The following is a 23,241-nucleotide window of genomic DNA, read 5'->3' on the forward strand; positions in this document are numbered from 1 at the left end:
CCGGGACGGGGTCCGGCGTCGTCGTGACTGAGGCGCGCTGCATACGAACGACCATAACATCCGGGCCAGGCCTGAAGAAAATCTTCAAGAGGACCCCAAGGAGTGGCAAATGATATAAAAGAATCCGTGGTCGAGATCACTCTGGACGTCTGCCGGGCGTTCGCCGAGGTCGGCTACCAGGTGGCGGGCTCTGGGGGCGCGCACGGGGCGATGGCGGCGCTGCGCCGGGTGGTCCCGCTCGACGCGTACGAGTTCGTCGCGTACGACCCCGCCACGGGGCGCCATCACAGCGTCGTCTCCGACGGGCACCGGCGCATCGATCGCGACGCGGCCGAGGAATATGCCGGGCTGGAGGCATACCGCACCGCGATGGCCACCCGCGCGCCGGTGCGGATGCCGGAGCCGGGCACCGAGCGGTACTTCCGCCGCCACCTCGCCCCTTACGGCTGGCGGGCCGGGCTGACGGCGCCGCTGTTCCTGAGCGAGGGCCGCTACACGGGGCTGCTGCACCTGGCCGCCAGGGACGCCTTCCCGCGGCTCACCGGCGCGCTGCTGGCGGCGGTGAGCCCGATGCTGGCGCACGTCACCGACCTGAGCAGGTGCGTGATCGACCCGGTGGGGCTGCCGGCGGACTTCCGCGCGGTGGCGTTCGACCGGCTGGGGGTCCGGCGTGCGGTTCCCGGGCACGAGGTGTCGGGGGCGCTGTGGGGCGACCCGGCGATGGCCGCGTTCGCCCGGGCGTTCATCGACTCGCGGGAGCTGGGCAGGCACGGGCTCTGGCTCGACGGTGCCGGGCGGTGGCACGAGTTACGGCTGCTCAGGGCCGGGGTCGGGTTCCAGGGGGCGTTGCAGGGCGCCATCGCCGCGGAGCGGCCGTGCCCGCTGCCGTACGACCTCACGGGGCGCGAGGTGGACGTGCTCACGAGGGTGGCGGCCGGTGACTCCAACCCGCAGATCGCCGCCGCGCTCGTGCTCAGCGTCCGCACGGTGACGACCCATCTGGAGCACATCTTCGCCAAGCTGGGCTGCGACAGCCGCACCCGGCTCACCACCAAGGCGCTCGCCGAGGGCCTGTGCCGCCTGGACGTCTAAACGGCCAGCCCGGCCGGCATGCGGCCCTGGAGCAGCTCGAACCAGACCGTCGTCGTGCCCTCCTGGCGCGTGAAACCCCAGCGGTGGCTGAGCGCCTCGATCAGCGGCAGGCCGCGGCCGGTGGTGGACTGCGCACCGGTACGGCACACGCACGGCGGCCCGTCGGATCCGCCGTCCGACACGTACACCCTGACCAGCGTCTCCGAGCTCGTCACCGTCACCGTGAACGAGCCGCCCGAGCCGGACCTGGTGTGCAGGACGGCGTTCGTGGCCAGCTCGCTGGTGAGCAGCGCCACGTCGTCGTAGAGCGGGTGGTCGCGTCCCAGCGCGGCGGTCACGAGCCCCCTGGCCCTGGAAACCTGGGAGGGGATCCCCGGCAGCCGGACCGCGAGATCTCGGGCGCCGGGTTCATCACCCCCGTCGACGCGGTGAAAGTCCGGCGCTGCCACGGCGACCTCCCCCAAATCCGGTGACGTTATGAGACGCGCCAGACCGGGGCCGGAGATTATCGCGAAAAGGTAGGAATGCTCTTTCCCAAGGTCGCCTGCACGAGCGCTGACGCCGACCGAGTACGCTGCGATCGACGAGTCGTCTAGGCCCGTGGGGGAGCGAAGCGTGCACAGCAGCCTACTCGCCCGGCCGTCGGAGGAGGTCGTGTGAGCAGCCTGGAGGCCGTCTGGGTGCAGCCGTACGACAGGCCGGGGGCGGTGGTCGTGACCGGCGTCTTCGACATCCTGCACGTGGGGCACGTACGCTATCTGGGCGCGGTGGCCGAGCGCGGGCTGCCGCTGGTCGTCGGCGTCGAGGACGATCCGCGGGTGCGGGCCTGGAAGGGGCCGAGCCGGCCGGTCAACCCGTCGGCGGAGCGGGCCGAGGTGCTGGCCGCGCTCCGCTTCGTGACCGGCGTGTTCATCGTGACCGGGCCCTCCGAGGCGCACGGGCCCGAGGACTACATCGACCTGCTCGCGCCGATGCGGCCCGCGGCGCTGGCGCACACGGCGGGGGATCCGCACGCGGGGGCCCGCGCGGCGGCGGCCGCGATCCTGGGGGCCGAGTGCTGGGAGTTGTCGGCCATCCCCGGCCGTTCGACCACCCGGATCGTGAACGCGGCCGGAAAGGGCTGACCCCGGGTGGGAGCCGCCGACCTGGTGGCGAAACGGGTGACGAACGTGCTGGCACCGCAGGTGCTGGTGATCGTCATGCCGCCGGCCGTCGGCCTGCTGGCCCAGGGGTGGAGTGGGGCGGCGTGGGGGCTGGTGGCCTCGCTGCTCTGCGGCGGCGTCCCGGCGGCGATGATCGCGATCGGCGTGCGCTCGGGCCGCCTCGACTCGCACCACATCGTGGACCGCGCCCGCCGCACCGGACCGCTGCTCGCCGCGCTGGCGGCCGTCCTGGTGGCGCTGGCCCTGCTGGTCGTGGTGGGCGCGCCGACACTGCTCGTCGCCACCGTGACCGCGATGCTGGTCGCCCTGGGCGTGACCGTGCCGATCACGCTGCGCTGGAAGATCTCCTTCCACGCCGCCGTCTGCGCGGGCACGGTGGTGGTGCTCACGCACGTCCTGCCCGCCTGGCCGACGGGGATCGCGGGGGCCGCCGTCGTGGCGCTGGTGTGCTGGGCCCGGGTACGCCTCGCGCACCACGACTGGCCGCAGGTGGCGGCGGGAGCGGTGGTCGGCGCGCTGACGACCTGGGCCACGCTGGCCGCGTTCGGACTCAGGTAGACGGGCTGGAATAGGCGCGTCCCCGCCGGGGTTCTCGCGAATATGGATGCCACGAACCGCGGCCGGGTGCGTGTCGAGCCCACGGCCAAGCGTGTCAGGACCTATCTCGGCGGCCGGGTGGTGGCCGACACCACCGCCGCCCTCCTGGTATGGGAAGTGCCCTACTACCCCGCGTACTACTTCCCGCTGGAAGACGTGGACGAGTCCGCGCTCAAGGCGACAGGGACCGCCAAGCACTCCCCGAGCAGGGGAGACGCCGCCGTCTACACGGTCACCTCGGGCACCGCCGAGGCCGTCGACGGGGCGCTGGTCTACCCGGACTCGCCCTTGGAGCAGATCCGCGGCCACGTCCGCTTCGAGTGGGACGCCATGGACGCCTGGTTCGAGGAGGACGAGGAGGTCTTCTTCCACCCGCGCGACCCGTACACCAGGGTGGACATCCTGGCGAGCACGCGGCACGTGCGGGTCGAGGTGGACGGCGTCACCGTGGCCGATTCCCACAGCCCGCGCATCATCTTCGAGACGGGCCTGCCCGCCCGCTACTACCTGCCGAAGACGGACGTACGGCTCGACCTGCTCGAACACACCGACACCGCCACCCACTGCCCGTACAAGGGCACGGCGGAATACTGGACGGTCAACGGCAAGAAGGACCTGGCCTGGTCCTACCGCACGCCGCTCCCGGAGAGCGAGAAGGTCGCCGGGCTGATCGCGTTCTACAACGAGAAGCTCGACATCTACGTCGACGGCGAGCTCGAGGAGCGCCCGAAGACCAAGTTCTCCTGAGCGTCAGACGGCGGTCCAATGGGGGTCGCGGCCGAGGTGGCGCAGGAGTGTGGCCACGCCGTCGTCGCCTGCCTCGGGAGCCGGCACGGCGGTTATGTCGCGTGGGCAGGCGAGCGTGACGGGCTCGGCGAAGCGCTCGACGCCTGGTTCGGGCCGGCCGCGTGAGTTAGGTGAGCAGGCGGGTGAGGACGCGGGTGCCGAACTCCAGGCCCTCCACCGGCACGCGCTCGTCCTTGCCGTGGAACATGCCGAAGTAGTCCAGGTCGGGCCGGAGCATGAGCGGTGCGAAGCCGTACCCCTTGATGCCGATCCTGGCGAACGACTTGGCGTCCGTGCCGCCGCTCATCACGTACGGGACCGGCCGGGCGAGCGGGTCCTCGGCCACCAGCGTGGCGGCCAGTTCGTCGAAGAACGCCGACGGGTACGGCGCGGCGGGCGCGTCCTCCAGGTTGACGAACTCGCGGGTGATCTTCGGCCCGAGCAGCTCGTCGATCGTCGACAGGAACTCCTCCTGCAGCCCCGGCAGGTAACGTCCGTCCACGTGCGCCCCGGCCGACGACGGCACCACGTTGACCTTGTATCCGGCGTCCAGCATCGTCGGGTTGGCCGAGTTGCGGATCTGGCCCCTGAACAGGCTGCCCAGCGGGCCGAGCCGGGCCGCCTCCGCGTCCAGGCGGTCCAGGTCGATCGGCTGGCCGGTGATCTCCGACAGGCTCTGGATGAGGGCGGCGACCGACGGCGTCAGGCGTACCGGCCACTGGTGGGAGGCCACCCGCGACAACGCGTGCGCCAGCGTGGCGACCGGGTTGTCCACGGCGGGACGCGAGCCGTGGCCCGCCACGCCGTGCGCGGTGAGCTTCATCCAGGCGGTGCCGCGCTCGCCCACCGCGATCGGGTAGACCCGGTGCTCGCCCGAGCCGACGCTGAAGCCGCCGGACTCGCTGATCGCCTCCGTGACGCCGTCGAACAGCTCCCGGTGCTCGCTGACCGCGTGCCGCGAGCCGTAGTCGCCCGTCGCCTCCTCGTCGGCCAGGAACGCCAGCACCAGGTCACGCTTCGGGCGCACGCCCCGCGCAGTCAGGCCGAGCACGGTCGCGAGCGTCATCGCGCACGAGCCCTTCATGTCGACCGCGCCCCGGCCGTACACGCAGCCGTCCACGATCTCGCCGGAGAACGGGTGCATCCGCCACTCGGCCGGGTCGGCGGGCACCACGTCGAGGTGGCCGTGCACGAGCAGCGCGTCGGAGGAGTCGCCGTCGATCCTGGCCACGACGGTGGTCCGCTTCGGCGCCGACTCGAACACCACCGGCTCCAGTCCCGCGTCCGCCAGCAGCGTGGCCACGTATTCGGCCGCCGGGCGCTCGCCCGAGCCGGGATTGGTGGTGTCGAACCTGATCAGATCCGAGCAGATCTCGGCAACGCTCTTCACGATCTCCCCTTCAGCGTCAACGGCGGCACCTCGGGCGTCTCCATGTCGAAGATCAGCCCGTAGAAGGCCAGCTCGGCCTCCAGCACCGCGACAATAGTCTCCTCCCTGCGCCAGCCGTGCTGTTCGCCGGGGAAGGTGAGCAAGGCCCACTCTTTGCCATGTTTGTCCAGTTCGGCGGTGAACCGCTCGGCCTGGCCCACGTCCACGATCGCGTCCTCCAGGCCGTGCAGCATGAGGCACGGGCCCGAGGCCCGGGAGGGGTTCAGGAGCGGGGAGCGTTCGGTGTAGCGCTGCCGCGTCTCGGGCAGCGGGCCCACCAGCCCGTCCAGGTAGCGGGACTCGAAGTCGTGCGTCTCGGCGGCCCAGCTCTCCGGGTCGGTGATCGCGTAGTGCGCGACCCCGCCCGCGAACACGTCGCTGTGCACGAGTGCCGCCACCGTGGTCCAGCCGCCGGCGCTGCCGCCGCGGATGGCGAGCTTGGCGGCGTCGGCGCGGCCCAGCTCGACCAGGCCGCGAGCCACCTTGGCGCAGTCCTGTACGTCCACCACACCCCACTGGTTGCGCAGCCGCTCTCGATAGGCCCGGCCGTAGCCGGTCGATCCGCCGTAGTTCACCACGGCCACGCCGAGCCCCCTGCTGGTGAAGTAGGCGATCTCCAGGTCGAGCACGACCGGGAGGTTGCCGGTGGGGCCGCCGTGCACGAAGATCACGTACGGGGCCGGGCCGCCCCGCGTCGTCGCCGGTGGGTAGAGGTGCGCGTGCACGCCCTCGATCGTCACGGCCTCGGGCGTGGGCAGCAGGTCGCGTTCCGGCAGCGGTTTGGGCGCCGACACGATCTCATGCGAGCCCTCGTCGAGGTCGACGAGCGTCACCTCCAGCGGCGTGTACGGCGTCGCGCGCACGGCCGCCGCCTTGCCGCCCGCGACCGACACGGTCGAGGACCAGTAGGTGGCCTCGCCGCCCAGCTCCATCAGGTCTCCCGTCACCGGGTCCAGCACGCCCAGGCGGCGGTGGTCGGCGGTGCCGTACACGACGACCAGGCGGCCGTCGTCCGCCACGGCCAGGCACGTCATGCCCGGCTTCCACGCCGCATGGCCGAACTCCAGCTCCATCGGGGTGAGATTGCGGCCCGGGGAGCCGTCCAGGTGGACGAGGTGGACGTTCCACCAGCCGGTGGGGTCGGTCACCGCGTACAGAGTGGCGTCGTCGCGCCACTCGGCCTGCGCGACCGACTCCTCGGGGCCTCCGGCAACCACCTGATACGCGCCCGCCGTGCCGTCCGCGCGCAGCGGGGCCACCGACAACTCGGTGCCGTCCCAGGGCATGTTCGGGTGGTCCCAGCCGATCCAGGCGACATTTCGGCCGTCGGGCGAAATACGGGGGTTCATCAGGAAATGTTGGGCTTTGGCGATGACCCTGACCGGGCTCCCGTCCAGCGGCACCGCCACCAGGTCCCGTACGTCGTCCGTCTCGCGCACCGCCCACACCTCGTCGCGGCCGGGAGGCAGGTAGAGATCGGCGTAGCGCGATCGGGCCTCGGGGGTGAGCGGCACCGCCGTGCCTTCGCTGAGACGGTAGAGGCGCTGGTCGGCCCAGTTCGTGAAGACGAGGCCCGGTCCGTTCCCGGCGCCGGGCAGGGGGCGCCAGGAGCGGCCGCCGTACTCGACCACCCGGTTGCGCGCGTTCCAGCCGGGAGGCAGGACGTCGGTACGGGTGCCGTCCGGCAGGCGGCGCACCACGCAGCGCCGGCCGCCCTCGTGCGGGCGCGGCTCATCCCACCAGACCTCGACCCCGGAGGGCGTGGCCACGGCCTCCACCCACTGCGGGCCGCCGTCGGTACGGGCCACGTCGATCGGTCGAATACTCATGAACTCACCAATTGCCATTCGTACATGAAGGAAGGGGATGCTCGGGCGGATGAAGGATGTACGCGATGCCGCCGCTGCCCGAGCTCCTGAGCCACACGTGCTCGAACGCCGCCCGCGGATACACCCGGCGCACCTCGGCCTCGCCGGGCGCGGCGGGGTCGTTCACGACGACGTCGCCTCCGGCCGTGAAACCGGTGACGACCAGGATGTGCCCGTTGGTGGAGTAGCAGGATCCGGGCAGCTCGTGCGCCTTGAACGACTGCGACGTGATCACCGGGATCCCGGCCCGTACGAACTGCTCCAGCTCCGCCGCCGACCGCAGCCGCGTCACGAACCCGGCCAGCCCGAAACGCCCCGCGTACGCCACGTTGAACGGCCAGTTGCCGGTGCCCTGGTAGCTCTCGTCGTACGTGCCCATGGCCGCGTGGTCCACCGTCGGGGCCGGGTCGTCGTCGCCCACCCAGGCCAGCTCGCCGGGGGCCGGGCCGCGGGCCCAGAAGCAGAGCACCATGGCCACCGAGGCGGGACTGCACCAGTTGGCGCCCCCGCCGTCCCACTGCGGGTGGTGCCCGGCGTGCGCGTGCTGCGAGTGCCGGGGCACCGCCAGCTCCACGGGGCCCGCCCCGCTGGGGGCGCTCGGCACGACCGCTTGTTGGGGCAGTGCCGAGGCCATCACGCCGAGGCCGGTCACCCGGGCGCCCGCGCCGTGCCAGGCGACCCGCACCTGGTACGCCACCACCGGCCGCCGGGCCACGAACGTGTCCACCGCCACGTCCCCATCCTCGTCACCCTGCCCGGGCACCGACGTGCGCGGCTCGCCGTGCTCGGACCAGCGGCCCATGACGTACCACTTGGTGAGATCGCCCTGCGCGGTCCTGGCCCGCAGCGCCACCTCGATCCAGGCGCCGCGCGGGGTCCGCGCGGTCCACGAGGGCACGAGCTGGGTGGCGGCGAAGCCGATCGGGCGTTCCTCGCTGGTCCACACGTTGTTCGCCGATCGGGGGTCTCCCGGTTGGGGCATGGCGAAGCGGGCGAAGGCGACGCGGGCCAGATCGACGGTGAGCACCAGCCACATTGTGGTTTCGTACTCCGTGTCGCACATCGGATGGTTTACGTACCAGCCCGATTGTGTCGGTGTTGATCTCTATGGTTCGGGTCATGACTCAAGCGACACAGGCCTACTCCTACGCCGGGCACTCGGTGCTGACCGACGGCAAGCTCGGCCTCTCGACCTCCGGTGGCACGGCGTTATCGGGCCCGCAGGCGCATCCCAGGTTCTTCAGCGGGCTGCTCTCCCAGGCGGCCCCCGCCGCGGCGGGGCTGCTGGCCGTGGCGGACGTGGCGCTCACCCGCTACCACCAGCCCCGGCCGGGCTGGACCCGCGACCCGGTGGTGACGTGCGACGGCGGGCGGCTCAGGTTCGAGTCGTTCTCGGCGTGCGGCGGCGTCTACGCCCGGCTCGACGTGCTCGAGCTCGACGGCGACGTGCTCGACCGCGGCACCACCAACGTCGACGTCAACGGCCCGCTGCGCGAGGCGCTGGCCAGGGTGGGCGGCCGGGACCCGCTGCACCTGGGCGTCGGCCCCGACGAGCTGGCGGTCACCACGCTGGACGGGGCGGTCGTGGAGAAGAAGGTGCCGCTGCCGTCGCGGTGGTTGCGCGGGTTCGCCGAGGTGCAGGTGATCGCCGCCGGGTTCGACCTGCGGGCGGAGCTGTCCGGGCCGCACGCCGTACGGTTCCTGCGCTCCCTTCCCCGCGCCGCCCGCGCCACCGTCTGGGCCGTCCCCGCTGGTCGCGACCTGCGCGTCTCCTCCGGTCCCGCGCGCGGCGGCGTCTGCCTGTCGGGCGCGGCGCGGGTGGCCACGCTGATGCCGCTGCTCAGATTCGCCAAGGCACTGAGGGTGTACGGTCCCGCCGACGGCTCCTCCACGGCCAGCGCGTGGGAGCTGGAGTTGCCCGGCATGCGCTACACGCTGGCCGTCTCGCCCGAGCCGTGGCGCGGCTTCTCCGGCGAGGGCGCGGTCCTGGCCGACCTGGCCACCGACGAGGCCGCGGGCGACGCCGACGTGGTGGGCATGCTGCTCAACTTCGAGCCCACGGTCGAGCTGGGCCTGCTCGCCGACCGCTCCGGACTGTCCATCGAGCGGGTACGCGTCGCGCTCACCCAGCTCGGCACCGCCGGCCGGGTGGGCTACGACCTGCACGAGGCGGCCCACTTCCATCGGGAGCTGCCTTACGACAGGGAGCAGGTGGCCGAGCTCAACCCCCGGCTCACTGCGGCCCGGGCGCTGGTGGAGTCCGGGGCCGTGCGGCTGGTGGACGAGGATGCGGCCGAGGTGACCACGGACGGCGGGGTGCGGCGGGTGCGGGTCGCCGCGGGGGAGTGCACGTGTCCGTGGTGGTTCGACCATCGGGGGTCGCGCGGGCCGTGCAAGCACGTGCTCGCGGCCAGGATAGCGGCGCGCGTCGCCGTTGAGGTGACCTCGTGAACGCCGCTCCGGACGGCGTGACCGCGGCCTGGGAGGCGGTGGTGGCCGCCATCGACACCGGGGACGCCGAGCTGGTCGCCGCCCGCGTGCTCGGGCTCGACGAACGCGGCCGTCGCGAGGTGGCCGCCGCGCTGCCCGGCCACCTCGCCGTGGCCGAGGAGCGGGCGGAGGCCAGGCGGCAGGCGCGCGCGGCCAGGCGCTGGCGGGAGAGCGAGGCTGCCTGGGAGGAGCACGTGCGCCGGGCCGAAGCCCGCCGACTCCACACCTCCCTGACATAACGGGCCGCACTGGCCCGTTAGCCGGGTCGGGGTGATTACAGGTACAGGCCTGTGGAGTCGTCGCCGGTGGACAGGGTGATGTCGCGGCCGGCGCGCAGGGCGTACAGCTGGGCGAGGGTCGCGCCCGACGGGCCCACGCCCTGCGAGGTGCCGAGCCAGCTCACGGCCTCGTCCTTGGTCAGCGGGCCGACCTCCACCTGCGCCAGGCAGCGGCCCGGGCGGACGACGGCCGGGTGGAGACGGGCCAGGTCCTCGTTCGTGGTGATCGCCACCAGGACGTCGCGGCCCTGGCCGAGGAGGCCGTCCGTCAGGTTGAGCAGGCGCGAGAGGCCCTGGCCCGCCTGGGCCTTGGCGCCCGAGCTGATCAGCTCGTCGCAGTCCTCCAGGACGAGCAGCCGCCAGCGCTGCTGGTCCTCGTCCGTGTCGTAGCCGACGGCCACCTCCATCAGGTAGCCGGGCTCGTTGAACAGCCGCTCCGGGTCGAGCACGCAGTCCACCTGGCACCAGTCGTGCCACTGCTTGGCCAAGGTGCGCAGCAGCGTGGTCTTGCCGGTGCCCGGCTCGCCGTGCAGGAGGATGAGGCGGCCGTTCACGCCGGCAGGGGTGATCGACATCAGCCGGTCGAGGGACGGGCGGACCTTGGCCGAGTAGTTGGGGCTGATCTCGTTCCAGGGCTGAGCCGTGATCGGCTTCTCCGAGCGGGTGCCGCCGTGCATGCCGCGCCACCAGAAGCCCATCTCGACGTGGTCCACCTCCGGCATGGCCTCTTCGGCGCCGTCGATGCTCTCCTGCAGCACGGTCTTGGCCAGGTCCTCGTTCACCGCCGTCACGCTGACGGTGGCCGTGCGGTTGCGGTGGCGTATGACGCGCAGGGTCCAGCCGTCACCGGAGATCAGCCGCGACTCGGAGCCGTCCTCGACCCGCGCCGTACGCAACACGCGCCCGCCCGCGGGGCTCAGCGTCGCGTCAGGGCGTACGCGCTCCAGATTGGCCAGGCGGGACCACGGCTGGGCACCCGTCGCGAACGGCGACAGCGCCAGCGCGTCGATGACGTCGATGGCGGAGTCGGCGTCGTCGATCCAGATGTTCATGGGAAGCTCAGCGGAGTCCGGGCCGGGGAACGGCACCTCCCTGATCACAGACATAGGGCCAATGATCTACTTCGAGCCGTCAGATGTCGAAGGGTTTTGGTCGGGAAAATCTGGCTCAGCTCCTCTTGAGGGTGCCGGTCTGGGTGACGAGGCCGGGGCCGGGTTCGTCTCGCCAGGTGTAGGTGAGGGTGTCGCCTTTCAGTACCAGCCAGATGGTACCGGCGATGCAGTTGCCCTCGTTCTGGCCCAGGGCGAAGGTCAGCTGGCTGGATTCCACCTTGGTCAGGGTGATGGTGCCCTTGCACTCGTCGTCGGCGTCCTCCTCGGACCAGGACGCGGTGGACTCTCCCTCGTTCAGCTCCACCGTGTTGTCGGCGCCGTCGGGGTCCATGGGGTTCGTGCTGGTGGTGTGCCCTGACCAGTCCCCGTCGAAGGCGGCCGGGATCTTCAGGTCGCCGCTGGGACTGGGGGACTCGGTTTCCGCGGGCGTCGTCGTCCCGGTGTCGGGCGACGTCTCGGGCGAGGTCTCAGGCGACGATCGGGTCTCCGGCGGTGCGGCTGAGGAGGAGCGGTCGCCGGTCTCCATGGCCGGGGTGCGGTTCAGGTACAGGGCCGTGCCGCCCGTCGCCAGGGCCACCACCGCCGCCACAGCCCCGATGAGGACGCCCCGCGAGCGGGCGCGCGGCGTCTCGGTGGTGGTGCCCGCCTGGCGTTGCGGACCCGTGGGTGAGTCGTGCGGGGGAAGGCCGCCAGGTGGCAGGCCAGTGGGGACGCTCTGGTGAGGATGGCCGCTGGGTGGCGGGCCGGTGGGGGCGCCGGGCGAAGGCGTCAGGTTGGGGTTGACCAGGGAGACCATCAGCTGCTGGGCCGAGGGGCGGCGCGAAGGGTCCTTGGACAGGCTGGACGCGATCAGCCCGCGCAGGCGCGGCGGCAGCGGTGACAGGTCCGGCTCGGCGTGCAGCACCCGGTGCAGCACAGCAGGCACGGTGTCCGCCCCGAACGGGCTCACCCCCGTCGCCGCGTACATCATCGACGCCGCCCACGCGAACACGTCGGAGGTGGGCGACGCGGGCGAGCCGTTGATCTGCTCGGGCGCCAGATAGGCAGGCGTGCCGATCAGGCCGGAGGTCATCGTCGCCGCCCCCTCCGCCCTGGCGATGCCGAAGTCCACCACCCTGGGCCCGTCGGGGCCGAGCAGCACGTTGGCCGGCTTGAAGTCGCGGTGCACGATCCCGGCCGCGTGGATGGCCGCCAGCGCCGTGGCCGTGCCGACCACCAGCCGTTCCAGGTCGCCGCCGCGTAAGGGGCCGCGCTCGCGTACGCGTTCGGCCAGCGAGGGGCCGTCCACGAATTCGCTCACCACGTACGGACGCGGCCCGTCGGTCGAGACGTCGAGCACCCGCGCCGTACAGAAGGAGGCGACGCCCTCCAGCGCGTCCAGCTCGCGCGCCAGCCTGGCCCGCGTCTCCCTGTCACCCGTGCTCAGCAGCTTGATCGCGACCGGTTCGCCGGCGGCGGAGTGGGCGAGGTACACCACGCCCTGCCCGCCCTCGCCGAGCCGGCCGGCCAGGCGGAAATCGCCCAGAGACGCCGGATCGTCTGGTGTCAGGGGGGTCGCCATGGCCGATACGTTACCGGTCGCCATGCGGAAACCAAGATCCACCGGTACTTTGGGGCGACTGGTCAAACTACTCCTTACACGGAGGTATCGGGGAAGTGTCGAGGGTCACGTTCCGCGAAAGGATGCGGTACCGGTTCGACAACACCATGTCCAAGGGCACGACCTCGTTGATCGGCTGGCTGGCGCTGGTGTCGGTCGGGCTGATCGTGGTGGTGGCGGCGCTCACGCTCTGGCTCGCGCCTGACGAGCCGGACGGCGTGACAGGCCCTGGACACGTGCTCTGGGTGGCGCTCATGCACGCGCTCACGCCGAGCAAGGTCGCCAGTGACAAGGGTTCGATGGGGTACATGGCGGTGATGTTCGCCGGGTCGCTCGGCGGGCTCTTCATCGTCAGCATGCTCGTCGGCCTGCTGTCGAACGGGCTCAAGCAGAAGGTGGACCGCCTGCGCAGGGGGCGTTCGCGGATCGTCGAGTCCGGTCACACGGTGGTGCTCGGCTGGTCGGACCAGCTGTTCACGATCGTGGCCGAACTGGTCAAGGCGCACGCCAGCCAGCGGGGCTCGGTCATCGCCGTACTGGCGGAACGTGACAAACTGGCCATGGAGGAGGACATCCGCGAGCACGTCGGCGACCTCGGCCGGACGCGGGTCGTCTGCCGCACGGGGCGCCCCACGGAGCCGCGCGACCTCGCGCTGATGAACCTGGCCACGGCCCGCTCCGTCGTCGTGCTCTCCCCCGAGGGCGAGGACCCCGACGCGCACGTCATCAAGATCCTGCTCGCGCTGGCCAAGCGCGACGGCGCCCACCCGCCGGTGGTCGCGGGGCTCGCCTCCAGCCGCAACATCGCCGCCGCCCGCCTGGCCGGCGGCGCGGACGTGCACCTGGTCGATTCCGACGACACCGCCTCCAGGCTCATCGTGCAGTCCTCGCGCCAGTCCGGCATGTCCGTGGTCTGCATGGACCTGCTGAACTTCGACGGCGGCGAGATCTACCTGCGCACCCCGAAGAAGACGGTCGGCCTGACGTACGGCGAGGCGCTGCACGCGTACCAGACCGCCTCCGTGATCGGCCTGCGCCGGCCGTCCGGCGTCGTGCTGAACCCGCCCATGGACACCGTCGTCGCGGCCGGCGACCAGGTCATCGTCATCGCGCACGACGACTCCCACATCCGCCTGGCCGCGGGCAAGCCATCCGTGGACGAGAGCGCCGTCGTGGCGGCGGCGGGCACGCCCGCCGAGCCCGAGCGCACGCTCCTGCTCAACTGGAACGGCCGGGCCGAGCAGATCGTCCGCTACCTGGACGGATACGTCGCCCCCGGCTCCGTGCTGGAGATCGCCGCCGACCACCCCAAGGCCGGCACGAACCTGGCGGGACTACGCAACCTCACCGTGAACGTCAAGGACTGCGACACCACCGACCGGTACGCCCTGGAGTCGCTCGGCGTCGGCCTCTTCCAGCACGTCATCGTGCTGTCCGACGACCGCTTCGACCCGCGCCACTCCGACACGCGCACGCTCATGACGCTGCTCCAGCTCCGCGACATGCAGAGCGTGCTCGGCGAGCACTACTCGATCGTCAGCGAGATGCACGACGAGGGCAACCGCTCGCTGGCCGAGGTCACCGAGGCCGACGACATCGTGATCAGCGACACCGTCATCGGCCTGCTCCTCGCCCAGCTCGCCGAGAACCGGCACCTCGCGGACGTGTTCGGCTACCTCTTCGACTCACGCGGGTCCGAGATCTACCCGCGTCCGGCCGCCTCGTACGTGAGGACGGGGACGCCGGTGACGTACGCCACGGTCGTGGAGGCGGCCCGCCGCCAGGGTGAGACCGCCATCGGCTACCGCGACGCCCAGGCGCGGAACGACCCGCCGCACTACGGCATCATCCTCAACCCCGCCAAGTCGGACACCATCGTGCTCGGTGAGACGGACTCGGTCATCGTCCTGGCCGAGCGCTGAGTTAGCGTTTGCACGTGAGGACCATTGACTGGGTCGACGGCGCCGTCGAGCTCGTGGACCAGACCCTGCTCCCCGACAAGTGCCTGATGCTGCGCATCCACACCGTCGAGGAGCTCGTCGACGCCATCCGGCGGCTCGCGGTGCGCGGTGCGCCCGCGCTCGGCGTGGCGGGGGCGCTCGGGGTCGTGCTGGCCGACGGCGACCCCGCCCGGATCGCCGCCCTCCGCGCCGCCAGGCCCACCGCCGTCAACCTCGCGTGGGGCGTCGACCAGGCCGCCGCGCACCTGAGCGAGGGCCGCGAGGCGGTGCTGGCCGCCGCGCTGCGCGTGCGCGACGACGACATCGCCGCCTGCCTGGCCATGGGCGAGCGCGGGGCCGACCTGCTCGAAGGCGACCGGCTGCGGATCATGACCGTGTGCAACACCGGCGGGCTCGCCGCCGTCGAACGCGGCACCGCGCTCGGCGTCGTACAGACCCTGCACGAGCGCGGGCGGCTGGCCGAGGTGCTCGCCCTGGAGACCCGCCCGCTGCTGCAGGGCGCCAGGCTCACCACCTGGGAGCTGGCCAGGATGGGCGCGCCGCACCGCCTCATCGCCGACTCCGCGGGACCGTACCTGCTGGCCAAGGGGGAGGTGGACGCGGTGCTCATCGGCGCGGACCGCATCGCCGCCAACGGCGACACCGCCAACAAGATCGGCTCGTACGCGCTCGCGCTCGGCGCCGAACGCGCCGGGGTGCCGTTCGTGGTGGTCGCGCCCGAGTCCACGATCGACCCGGGCACCCCGTCGGGCGAGCACATCGAGATCGAGGACAGGGGCGCGGACGAGGTCGTGGCGGTCAGAGGTGTACGGCTGGCGCCTGAGGGCACTCGGGCGCTGAACCCGGCGTTCGACGTGACACCGCACGATCTGATCACCGCGATCGTGACGGACCAGCGGGTGATCAGGCCGTAGACCAAATCCCCGATCTCGGGGACCTGTCCGCGCCCGCCGCGTTACGCTCGGTCGTCCCGATATCGACCCTCGGAGATCACCGTGGCCATCGACCTGGTGTTACGGCGCGACTGGAACGCTCGCGCGCCGCGCGGCGACTACACACAGCTCGACTCCACCAAGGGAGTGAAAGTCCACTACACAGGCGGCAGGGTGGACCCGGGCATCGTCTCGAACCACAACGGCTGCGGGTCCCTGGTGCGCTCCATCCAGGCGTACCACATGGACGGGAACGGCTGGATCGACATCGGGTACTCGTACCTCGCATGTCCGCATAAAAAGGTATTTGAGGGGCGCGGGCTGCACCACCTGCCCGCCGCCAACGGCCCCGGGCTCAACGCGGGGCACTACGCCGTGCTCGGACTGGTGGGCAACGCGGGGCTCGTGCAGCCGCCCGACGGGATCCTGCACGCGATCCTGGACGCCGTCCAGTACGTACGCGACCGCGGCCGCGCGGGCAAGGAGATCAAGGGGCACCGGGACGGCTACTCGACCGACTGCCCCGGCGAACCGCTCTACGCCTGGGTCAGGCGGGGCGCGCCCCGGCCCGGTGCGCCCACGCCGGAGCCCCCGTCGACTCCGCCGTTCCCGGGACGGCTGCTGAAATATCCGCCGGTGACGCAGGGCGAGGACGTGCGCACGTGGCAGCGGCAGATGCGGGCGCGCGGCTGGGACCTCGCGGTGGACGGCGCGTACGGGAGCGAGTCCCGTGACGTGTGCCGCAAGTTCCAGCGGGAGCAGGGTGTGGCCGACGACGGGATCGTGGGGCCCGCCACCTGGCGGCTGGCCTGGGAGGCGCCGCACTGACCTTATGGGGCTACCCGGGGTTACTGGGTTCGCCGCGTTCCGCCTACTATCCGAAACATGGAACTGGCAGCGGGGTTCGCGTCCACCAGCCGAGACGACTGGCGGGCGCTGGCGGTCGAGGTCCTGCGCAGGTCCGGGGTCGAGGCGGGCTCGCCGGAGGAGGCGCTGTCCAGTGCCACATATGACGGGCTGACGATCGCGCCGCTCTACGACCTGGACGACCTGCCGGGGGATCCCGGCCTGCCCGGGGCCTTTCCCTATGTTCGCGGCTCCCGGCCGGCTCCGGGGTGGGACGTGCGGCAGCGGCACGCCGTACCCGATCCCGAGGCGCTGCCGGCCGATCTGGAGCACGGCGTCACCTCGTTGTGGCTGGTCGTCGGGGACGGGGCGATCCCGGTGGACTCGCTGGCCACGGTGCTCCGGGACGTCTACCTCGACCTGGCTCCCGTGGTGCTGGAGGCCGGGGGGCGGGCCCGGGAGGCCGCCGAGGTCCTGTTCGGGCTGGCCGCCGCCCGCGGCACCGCGCCTCGCGGCAACCTCGGGGCGTCCGGGGCCGCGGGGCTGGAGCTGGCGCTCCGCTGCGTCGCCGAGTTCCCCGGGCTGCGGGCCGTCACCGTGGACGCGACGCCGTACCACGACGCGGGCGGCAGCGACGCCGAGGAGCTCGGCTGCTCGATCGCCCAGGGCGTGGCCGAGCTGCGGGTGCTCACGGGCGGCGGGCTCTCCGTCGAGCAGGCGCTGGGGCAGCTCGAGTTCCGGTACGCCGCCACCGACGACCAGTTCGCCACCATCGCCAAGCTGCGGGCGGCCCGGCGGTTGTGGGCCAGGATCGCCGAGGTGTGCGGGGCGGCCGAGTCCGGCGGGCAACGGCAACACGCGGTGACCAGCTCGGCCATGATGACCGTCCGCGACCCCTGGGTGAACCTGCTCCGCACCACCCTGGCCTGCTTCGCCGCCGGAGTGGGCGGGGCAGAGGCGGTCACGGTGCAGCCGTTCGACGCCTGCCTCGGGCTGCCGGACGCCTTCTCGCGCCGCATCGCCCGCAACACGCAGTCGCTGCTGCTGGAGGAGTCGGGGCTGGGCCGGGTGATCGACCCGGCCGGCGGCTCCTGGTACGTCGAACGCCGCACCGCCGACCTCGCCGAACGCGCCTGGGCCTGGTTCCAGGAGATCGAGGCCGCCGGGGGGGTTACGGCGGCTTCCCGGCTGGTGTCCGCCCGGCTCGCCGCCACCCGCGCCCGCCGCGACGACGACATCGCGCACCGCCGCTTCCCGATCACAGGCGTCACAGAGTTCCCGAACGTCCACGAAACCCCCCTCCGCAAACCCCCGCCCGCCGCCGCGCCGCCCTCCGCCGAAGCGGCCGGATTGCCGAAGGTGCGGTATGCGGAGGCGTTCGAGGCGTTGCGTGATCTCGCCGATGCGCAACCCGAGCGGCCCACGGTGTTCCTGGCCACCGTCGGCCCCCTGGCCGCCTACAGCGCCAGGGCCTCGTTCGCGGCCAACCTCTTCCACGCGGGCGGCCTGGCGACCGAGACCGCGGGCCCCGGGGCCGACCCCGAGCAGATCGCCACCGCCTTCGCCGTCAGCGGCGCCGCCGTCGCGTGCCTGTGCTCCACCGACAAGCTGTACGCCCAGCACGCCGCCGCCGTGGCCACCGCATTGGTCCGGGCCGGGGCGAAGAAGGTGTGGCTGGCGGGGAAGGGGCAGTACGAAGGGGTGGACGCCAACCTGTATGCCGGTTGCGACGCGCTGGCCGTGCTCCGCGAGACCTTCGACGATCTGGAGGTGACCCGATGATCCCCGACTTCTCCGGCATCCCGCTCGACACCCAGCCGGCCAAGGAGGCCGAGTCGCCGGTGGGCGAGGTCTGGGAGACGCCCGAGGGGATCGGGGTCAAGCCGCTCTATACGGCCGACGACCTCGAAGGGCTCGACTTCCTGCACACGTACCCCGGCGCGGCCCCGTACCTGCGCGGGCCCTACCCCACCATGTACGTCAACCAGCCCTGGACCATCCGCCAGTACGCCGGCTTCTCCACGGCCGAGGACTCCAACGCCTTCTACCGGCGCAATCTCGCCGCCGGGCAGAAGGGCTTGTCGGTGGCGTTCGACCTGGCCACGCACAGGGGGTACGACTCCGATCATCCCCGCGTGGCCGGTGACGTGGGCATGGCGGGGGTGGCGATCGACTCGATCTACGACATGCGGCAGTTGTTCGAGGGCATCCCGCTCGACCGCATGTCGGTGTCCATGACCATGAACGGCGCCGTGTTGCCCGTCCTCGCGCTGTACATCGTGGCGGCCGAGGAGCAGGGCGTCGCGCCGGAGGAGCTCGCGGGGACCATCCAGAACGACATCCTCAAGGAGTTCATGGTCCGTAATACTTACATTTATCCGCCGGGGCCGTCGATGCGGATTATTTCGGATATTTTCGCTTATACGAGCGAGAAGATGCCGAAATTCAATTCTATTAGTATTTCTGGGTATCACATCCAGGAAGCCGGCGCCACGTGCGATCTTGAACTGGCCTACACGCTGGCCGACGGGGTCGAATACCTGCGCGCCGGGGTCGCCGCCGGGATGGACGTCGACCGGTTCGCGCCGAGGTTGTCGTTCTTCTGGTGCATCGGCATGAACTTCTTCATGGAGGTCGCCAAGCTCAGGGCCGCCCGGTTGTTGTGGGCGAAGCTTGTGTCCGGATTCAATGCGAAAAATCCGAAATCGCTGAGCCTCCGTACCCACAGCCAGACCTCCGGCTGGTCGCTGACCGCGCAGGACGTGTTCAACAACGTCGCCCGCACCTGCGTCGAGGCCATGGCCGCCACCCAGGGCCACACCCAGTCGCTGCACACCAACGCCCTGGACGAGGCGCTCGCGCTGCCCACCGACTTCTCCGCCCGGATCGCCCGCAACACCCAGCTCCTCCTCCAGCAGGAATCGGGCACCACCCGGGTGATCGACCCCTGGGGCGGCTCCTACTACGTCGAACGCCTCACCCACGACCTCGCCGAACGCGCCTGGGCCCACATCCAGGAGGTCGAGGCCGCCGGCGGCATGGCCAGGGCCATCGAGGCGGGCCTGCCCAAGCTGCGCATCGAGGAGGCCGCCGCCCGTACCCAGGCCCGCATCGACTCCGGCCGCCAGCCCGTGATCGGCGTGAACAAGTACCGCGCGACCGCCGACGAGGACATCGAGGTGCTCAAGGTCGACAACAGCGCCGTACGCGCCCAGCAGCTCGGCAAGCTGGCCAGGCTCCGAGCCGAGCGTGACGACGACGCCGTGCGCCGCGCCCTCGACGCGCTCACCAAGGCCGCCGACGACCCCAGGCCCGGCCTGGACCACAACCTGCTCAAGCTGGCCGTGGACGCCGCCCGCGCCAAGGCCACGGTGGGCGAGATCTCCGACGCGCTGGAGCGGGTGTTCGGCAGGCACGCCGAGCAGGTACGTACCATCTCTGGGGTGTACCGCGACGAGTCAGGCCCGGCCGCCAACATCGAGCGCGCCCGCCGCGCCTGCGCCGACTTCGAGCGGGCCGAGGGCCGCCGCCCGCGCATCCTGGTGGCCAAGATGGGCCAGGACGGGCACGACCGCGGCCAGAAGGTGATCGCCAGCGCCTTCGCCGACCTGGGCTTCGACGTGGACGTCGGCCCGCTGTTCCAGACGCCGGAGGAGGTCGCCAGGCAGGCGGTCGAGGCCGACGTGCACATCGTGGGCGTGTCGTCGCTGGCCGCCGGGCACCTCACGCTGGTGCCCGCGCTGCGCAAGGCGCTGGCCGGCCTCGACGCCGGCGACATCATGATCGTGGTCGGCGGCGTCATCCCGCCGGGCGACCACGACGAGCTCCGGGCCGCGGGCGCCGCCGCGATCTTCCCACCCGGCACCGTGATCGCCGACGCCGCCCTCGACCTCCTGGACCAGCTCAGGAGCCGCCGGTAGGCCCGCCCGGCGCCGGGAGCGGTCGCGCGCTCGGAGTCGTCAGAAGGTGGTGCGCTCGCAGATCGTGACCGTGATGGTTCGCTGCAGCGCGATGGGGGAGGTGATCCGCAGCGTGACGTTGTGGGTGCCGCCCACGCTCTTGAGGTTGCGCGGCGAGGTCAGGTAGCGCTGGCCGTTCTCGGAGATGATCGCCGAGGCCCGGCCGGCGGTCACGCCGTCGATGAGCCAGGTGTAGCTGAAGTTCACGGGGCTTCCCGTCCGCTGCACCAGCGCCTGGAGCGTCACCTCGCCGCCGGCCCAGCAGTCGCCGTTCCTGGCCCCGCCCGCCCGGAGGTAGACGAGCCTGAGCCGCCCGGTCGTGGCGGCCGTGCTCGTGGCGGTGGGCACGCTGCTGGGCGTGCCGTCGGACTGGGGGGTCGGCCGCGCGGTACGGGTCCGCTTCGGCCGCTGGGCCCTGGTCGGCGTGGCGGCGGGGGAGGTCGTGGGCGCGTTGGTCACGACGGCGACGTTCCTGGTCTTCGGGGTGGGCGTGGTGGGGGTGAGCCACACGATGGCGGCGGCCAGGGCCAGCACGGACACGCCTGCCACGCCCGCGATGATCACGGTCTTCACCCGCCGCCGCCCGGACCGCCGCGCCGGAGCCGGGGCCTCGGCGGGCACCTCGACCGAGACCGGAGGCTCGAACGGCGCCGGCTGCTCGAATTGCGATGGCGGCGGCTCGACCGGGGCCGAGAGCTCGAACAGCGCCTGGAGCGGGGAGGTGCTCTGCGCCGGGCTCTCGTGCGAGTCCGGGGTCGGGTGCGGCGAGGCAAGGTGCGCCGAGCCGTGGTGCGAAGCCGGGGCCGGGTGCCGGGCAGCGGCCCGCGGCGCGCCCTGGCGCGGACCTTCGGCCTTGCCTGACGCGGCATGGGGCCGGCCAGTGGCCTGCGCCCGGGACCGGCCGGCCACCGGATCGTGCGAGCGGCCGAGGGCGGGGTCGAGGGGCCGGCCGGAGGCGGGATCGTGGGGTCGGCCAGGCATCGGATCGGGAGAGCGGCCAAGGGCCGGATCGTGGGGTCGACCGGGGGAGGGATCGTGGGCCGGGTCCTGGTCGAGGGTCTGCTGCCAGGCGGAGGGCTCGGCGGGGTCCGGGGTCTGGTGCCACGCCGGGGGCTCGGCGGTGTGATCGGGGGTTCGGTCCCACGCCGGGGGTTCGGGAGTGTGCTCAGGGGTCTGGTGCCAGGCCGGGGGCTGGTCGGGGGTCTGGTGCGGGGCCGAGCGCTGGCGCAGGGGCGCGGTCAGTCGCAGCAGGACGTCGCGCATCGTGGGACGGGTCGCCGGCTCCTTGGCCAGGCAGGCCAGCACGACCTCGCGCAGCGGCGACCGCAACTCGCCGATCTGCGGTTCGTCGTTCAGGATGCGGTTGATCACCACGGGCAACGCGTCGTCCCCGAACGGCGGCACCCCCGTCGCCGCGAACACCACCACCGACGCCCACGCGAACACATCCGCGGGCGCCCCTACCGCCTTCCCCGCGAGCTGCTCGGGCGCCATGTACGCGGGCGTGCCCACGATGTTGCTGGTCGCCTTCATGCCCGAGCCGAGCGCCCCGGCGATGCCGAAGTCCACCACCTGCGGCCCGTCGGGCCCGAGCAGGACGTTGGCCGGCTTGAAGTCCCCGTGTACGACTCCGGCCTGGTGGATGGCGTCCAGCGCGGTCGCGGTCGATACGGCGAGCCGCTGCGGGTCCGTCCCGTGCCGGCCGGCCTGCTGGAGCGAGGGCCCGTCCACGTACTCGGCCACGATGTACGGCCTGCCGCTGGTCGAGGCGCCGAGCACCCGCGCGAGGCAGAACGGCTCGACCTTCCGCGCGGCGGCGATCTCCTTGGCCAGGCGATCGCCCACGGCGAGTCCCTCGCGCAGCACCTTGACGGCGACGGGGACGCCGTTGCGCGCCTGGCCGAGATAGACGACACCGTGGCCGCCCGCGCCGAGCCGCCCGACCAGCCGGTAGGGTCCCACCGCTGCCGGGTCGCCCTCGCGGAGGGGTTCGACGTTTGGCATGAGGGGAGTGACTCCTGTGACGGCTGAGATCAGAACTCCAGCACCCTACTGGCAAAAGTCAAGACTTGTCAGAAGTTAGGCTGATCAACTGGGAAGAAAGGAGTAGGTCGGGTGCACTCGCTGGAGGACTACGCCAAGGGCGTACGGGCCGGTTCCCGTACGTGGATCGCCCGCGCGATCACGCTGGTCGAGTCGACCAGGCCCGATCACATCGCGCTGGCGCAGCGGCTGCTCGTCGAGCTCACCCCGTTCTCCGGCCACGCGCGCCGGGTGGGGATCTCCGGCGTGCCCGGCGTGGGCAAGTCCACGTTCATCGACGCGCTCGGGACGCTGCTGACCGGGCAGGGGCACAAGGTCGCCGTGCTGGCCGTGGACCCCTCCTCCAGCAGGACCGGCGGCAGCATCCTCGGTGACAAGACCCGCATGGCGCGCCTGTCGGTCGATCCGGCCGCCTTCATCCGCCCCTCGCCCACCTCCGGCACCCTCGGCGGCGTCACCAAGGCGACCAGGGAGGCCATGGTCGTGGTCGAGGCGGCCGGGTTCGACGTCGTGCTGGTCGAGACCGTGGGCGTGGGGCAGTCGGAGACCGCGGTGGCCGACATGGTGGACACGTTCCTGCTGCTCACGCTGGCGCGCACCGGTGATCAGCTCCAGGGGATCAAGAAGGGCGTGCTGGAGCTGGCCGACGTCATCGCGGTCAACAAGGCCGACGGGGAGCACGAGCTGCCGGCCAGGAAGGCGGCGCGGGAGCTGGCGGGGGCGTTGCGCATGCTCCGCTCCGACTCGCCGGCGCCGCCCGTACTGACCTGCAGCGCCCTCACCGGCGACGGGCTGGAGCGGCTCTGGCGGCACGTCCTGGCCCATCAGGCGGCGCTGGACCTGGGCGCCAAGCGGCGCGGGCAGCAGGTGCAGTGGACGTGGACCCTGGTGCGGGACCGGCTGCTGTCCGAGCTGCGCCACCACCCCGAGGTGGCGGCGATCGCGGAGGAGGTGGAGCGCGAGGTCCTCGCGGGCGAGCTCACCCCCGCGCTCGCCGCCGACCGTCTGCTGGCCGCCTTCAAACACCCCTGACGTACGCCCCGCGCGCCGGACTGTACCAATTCCCGGGATTGCTCTTAGAGTCG

19 protein-coding genes are annotated in these 23,241 nt (G+C 72.1%); 12 read left to right on the plus strand and 7 right to left on the minus strand.

Features of this window, described 5'->3' with window-relative positions; all coding sequences use genetic code 11:
• Nucleotides 1-126: 126 nt before the first annotated feature.
• The gene (locus ACFLIM_RS02570) at nt 127-1,092 is read left to right on the plus strand and encodes a helix-turn-helix transcriptional regulator (RefSeq protein WP_393161407.1); all 966 of its coding nucleotides are present in this window, start codon (nt 127-129) and stop codon (nt 1,090-1,092) included.
• On the opposite strand, the gene ACFLIM_RS02575 is transcribed toward ACFLIM_RS02570, so the two are convergent.
• Nucleotides 1,089-1,541 carry an ATP-binding protein gene (locus ACFLIM_RS02575; protein WP_393161409.1) on the minus strand — a complete coding sequence of 151 codons (453 nt, stop codon included), beginning with the start codon at nt 1,539-1,541 and terminating at the stop codon, nt 1,089-1,091. The two genes, ACFLIM_RS02570 and ACFLIM_RS02575, sit on opposite strands and share 4 nt — an antisense overlap.
• Before the next feature lie 207 nt (nt 1,542-1,748).
• Here ACFLIM_RS02575 and ACFLIM_RS02580 point away from each other — a divergent pair, with 207 nt between their 5' ends.
• The 3 genes from ACFLIM_RS02580 to ACFLIM_RS02590 are packed head-to-tail and all read left to right on the plus strand — an operon-like array spanning nt 1,749 to nt 3,599.
• Nucleotides 1,749-2,216, plus strand: coding sequence for an adenylyltransferase/cytidyltransferase family protein (locus tag ACFLIM_RS02580; RefSeq protein WP_393161411.1), 468 nt, complete (start codon nt 1,749-1,751; stop codon nt 2,214-2,216).
• 6 nt (nt 2,217-2,222) lie between these two features.
• Nucleotides 2,223-2,813, plus strand: a complete 591-nt coding sequence (locus tag ACFLIM_RS02585) for a hypothetical protein (RefSeq protein ID WP_393161413.1) — start codon at nt 2,223-2,225, stop codon at nt 2,811-2,813.
• Between the two features lie 42 nt (nt 2,814-2,855).
• Nucleotides 2,856-3,599 (plus strand): DUF427 domain-containing protein, encoded by a 744-nt coding sequence (locus ACFLIM_RS02590; protein ID WP_393161415.1) that lies wholly within the window; start codon nt 2,856-2,858, stop codon nt 3,597-3,599.
• A gap of 166 nt (nt 3,600-3,765) precedes the next feature.
• Here ACFLIM_RS02590 and ACFLIM_RS02595 read toward each other — a convergent pair whose 3' ends face one another.
• Genes ACFLIM_RS02595 through ACFLIM_RS02605 form a run of 3 tightly spaced genes read right to left on the minus strand, consistent with a single transcriptional unit; the run spans nt 3,766 to nt 7,971 of the window.
• The gene (locus tag ACFLIM_RS02595) at nt 3,766-5,028 is read right to left on the minus strand and encodes a M20/M25/M40 family metallo-hydrolase (protein ID WP_393161417.1); all 1,263 of its coding nucleotides are present in this window, start codon (nt 5,026-5,028) and stop codon (nt 3,766-3,768) included.
• Nucleotides 5,025-6,896: a S9 family peptidase gene (locus ACFLIM_RS02600; RefSeq protein WP_393161419.1), complete on the minus strand. Its 1,872-nt coding sequence runs from the start codon at nt 6,894-6,896 to the stop codon at nt 5,025-5,027. Before ACFLIM_RS02600 ends, ACFLIM_RS02595 begins: the two co-directional genes overlap by 4 nt.
• A 4-nt stretch (nt 6,897-6,900) precedes the next feature.
• The gene (locus tag ACFLIM_RS02605) at nt 6,901-7,971 is read right to left on the minus strand and encodes a C39 family peptidase (protein ID WP_393161421.1); all 1,071 of its coding nucleotides are present in this window, start codon (nt 7,969-7,971) and stop codon (nt 6,901-6,903) included.
• A gap of 83 nt (nt 7,972-8,054) precedes the next feature.
• Here ACFLIM_RS02605 and ACFLIM_RS02610 point away from each other — a divergent pair, with 83 nt between their 5' ends.
• Together ACFLIM_RS02610 and ACFLIM_RS02615 are read left to right on the plus strand one after the other, a co-directional pair.
• A complete protein-coding gene (locus ACFLIM_RS02610; protein ID WP_393161423.1) occupies nt 8,055-9,386 on the plus strand; it encodes an SWIM zinc finger family protein in 1,332 nt (443 codons plus the stop codon).
• Nucleotides 9,383-9,664, plus strand: coding sequence for a hypothetical protein (locus ACFLIM_RS02615; RefSeq protein WP_393161425.1), 282 nt, complete (start codon nt 9,383-9,385; stop codon nt 9,662-9,664). The genes ACFLIM_RS02610 and ACFLIM_RS02615 overlap by 4 nt, the downstream gene beginning before the upstream one ends.
• A 35-nt stretch (nt 9,665-9,699) precedes the next feature.
• Here the strand turns inward: ACFLIM_RS02615 and ACFLIM_RS02620 are convergent, their stop codons facing one another.
• Nucleotides 9,700-10,809 carry a DUF5925 domain-containing protein gene (locus ACFLIM_RS02620; protein ID WP_393161427.1) on the minus strand — a complete coding sequence of 370 codons (1,110 nt, stop codon included), beginning with the start codon at nt 10,807-10,809 and terminating at the stop codon, nt 9,700-9,702.
• A gap of 61 nt (nt 10,810-10,870) precedes the next feature.
• Nucleotides 10,871-12,376 carry a serine/threonine-protein kinase gene (locus ACFLIM_RS02625; protein ID WP_393161429.1) on the minus strand — a complete coding sequence of 502 codons (1,506 nt, stop codon included), beginning with the start codon at nt 12,374-12,376 and terminating at the stop codon, nt 10,871-10,873.
• A 95-nt stretch (nt 12,377-12,471) separates the two neighbouring features.
• On the opposite strand from ACFLIM_RS02625, the gene ACFLIM_RS02630 reads away from it, so the two are divergent.
• The 5 genes from ACFLIM_RS02630 (at nt 12,472) to scpA (ending at nt 20,074) form a co-directional block, all read left to right on the plus strand.
• A complete protein-coding gene (locus tag ACFLIM_RS02630) occupies nt 12,472-14,337 on the plus strand; it encodes a CASTOR/POLLUX-related putative ion channel (protein WP_393161431.1) in 1,866 nt (621 codons plus the stop codon).
• Between the two features lie 14 nt (nt 14,338-14,351).
• Nucleotides 14,352-15,290, plus strand: a complete 939-nt coding sequence (gene mtnA / locus ACFLIM_RS02635; protein WP_393161433.1) for an S-methyl-5-thioribose-1-phosphate isomerase — start codon at nt 14,352-14,354, stop codon at nt 15,288-15,290.
• Between the two features lie 81 nt (nt 15,291-15,371).
• Nucleotides 15,372-16,136: a peptidoglycan recognition protein family protein gene (locus ACFLIM_RS02640; protein WP_393161435.1), complete on the plus strand. Its 765-nt coding sequence runs from the start codon at nt 15,372-15,374 to the stop codon at nt 16,134-16,136.
• A 57-nt stretch (nt 16,137-16,193) separates the two neighbouring features.
• Nucleotides 16,194-17,936, plus strand: a complete 1,743-nt coding sequence (locus tag ACFLIM_RS02645) for a methylmalonyl-CoA mutase family protein (protein WP_393161437.1) — start codon at nt 16,194-16,196, stop codon at nt 17,934-17,936.
• Complete coding sequence (gene scpA / locus ACFLIM_RS02650) at nt 17,933-20,074, plus strand: methylmalonyl-CoA mutase (RefSeq protein WP_393161439.1); 2,142 nt, start codon at nt 17,933-17,935, stop codon at nt 20,072-20,074. Before ACFLIM_RS02645 ends, scpA begins: the two co-directional genes overlap by 4 nt.
• A 39-nt stretch (nt 20,075-20,113) precedes the next feature.
• Here the strand turns inward: scpA and ACFLIM_RS02655 are convergent, their stop codons facing one another.
• A complete protein-coding gene (locus ACFLIM_RS02655; RefSeq protein ID WP_393161440.1) occupies nt 20,114-22,117 on the minus strand; it encodes a serine/threonine-protein kinase in 2,004 nt (667 codons plus the stop codon).
• Between the two features lie 111 nt (nt 22,118-22,228).
• Here ACFLIM_RS02655 and meaB point away from each other — a divergent pair, with 111 nt between their 5' ends.
• Nucleotides 22,229-23,188 (plus strand): methylmalonyl Co-A mutase-associated GTPase MeaB, encoded by a 960-nt coding sequence (gene meaB / locus ACFLIM_RS02660; protein ID WP_393161442.1) that lies wholly within the window; start codon nt 22,229-22,231, stop codon nt 23,186-23,188.
• Nucleotides 23,189-23,241 lie beyond the last annotated feature (53 nt).

Origin of the sequence: Nonomuraea marmarensis, from assembly GCF_043197025.1 — a bacterium.
GTDB classification, from domain to species: Bacteria; Actinomycetota; Actinomycetes; order Streptosporangiales; family Streptosporangiaceae; genus Nonomuraea; species Nonomuraea marmarensis.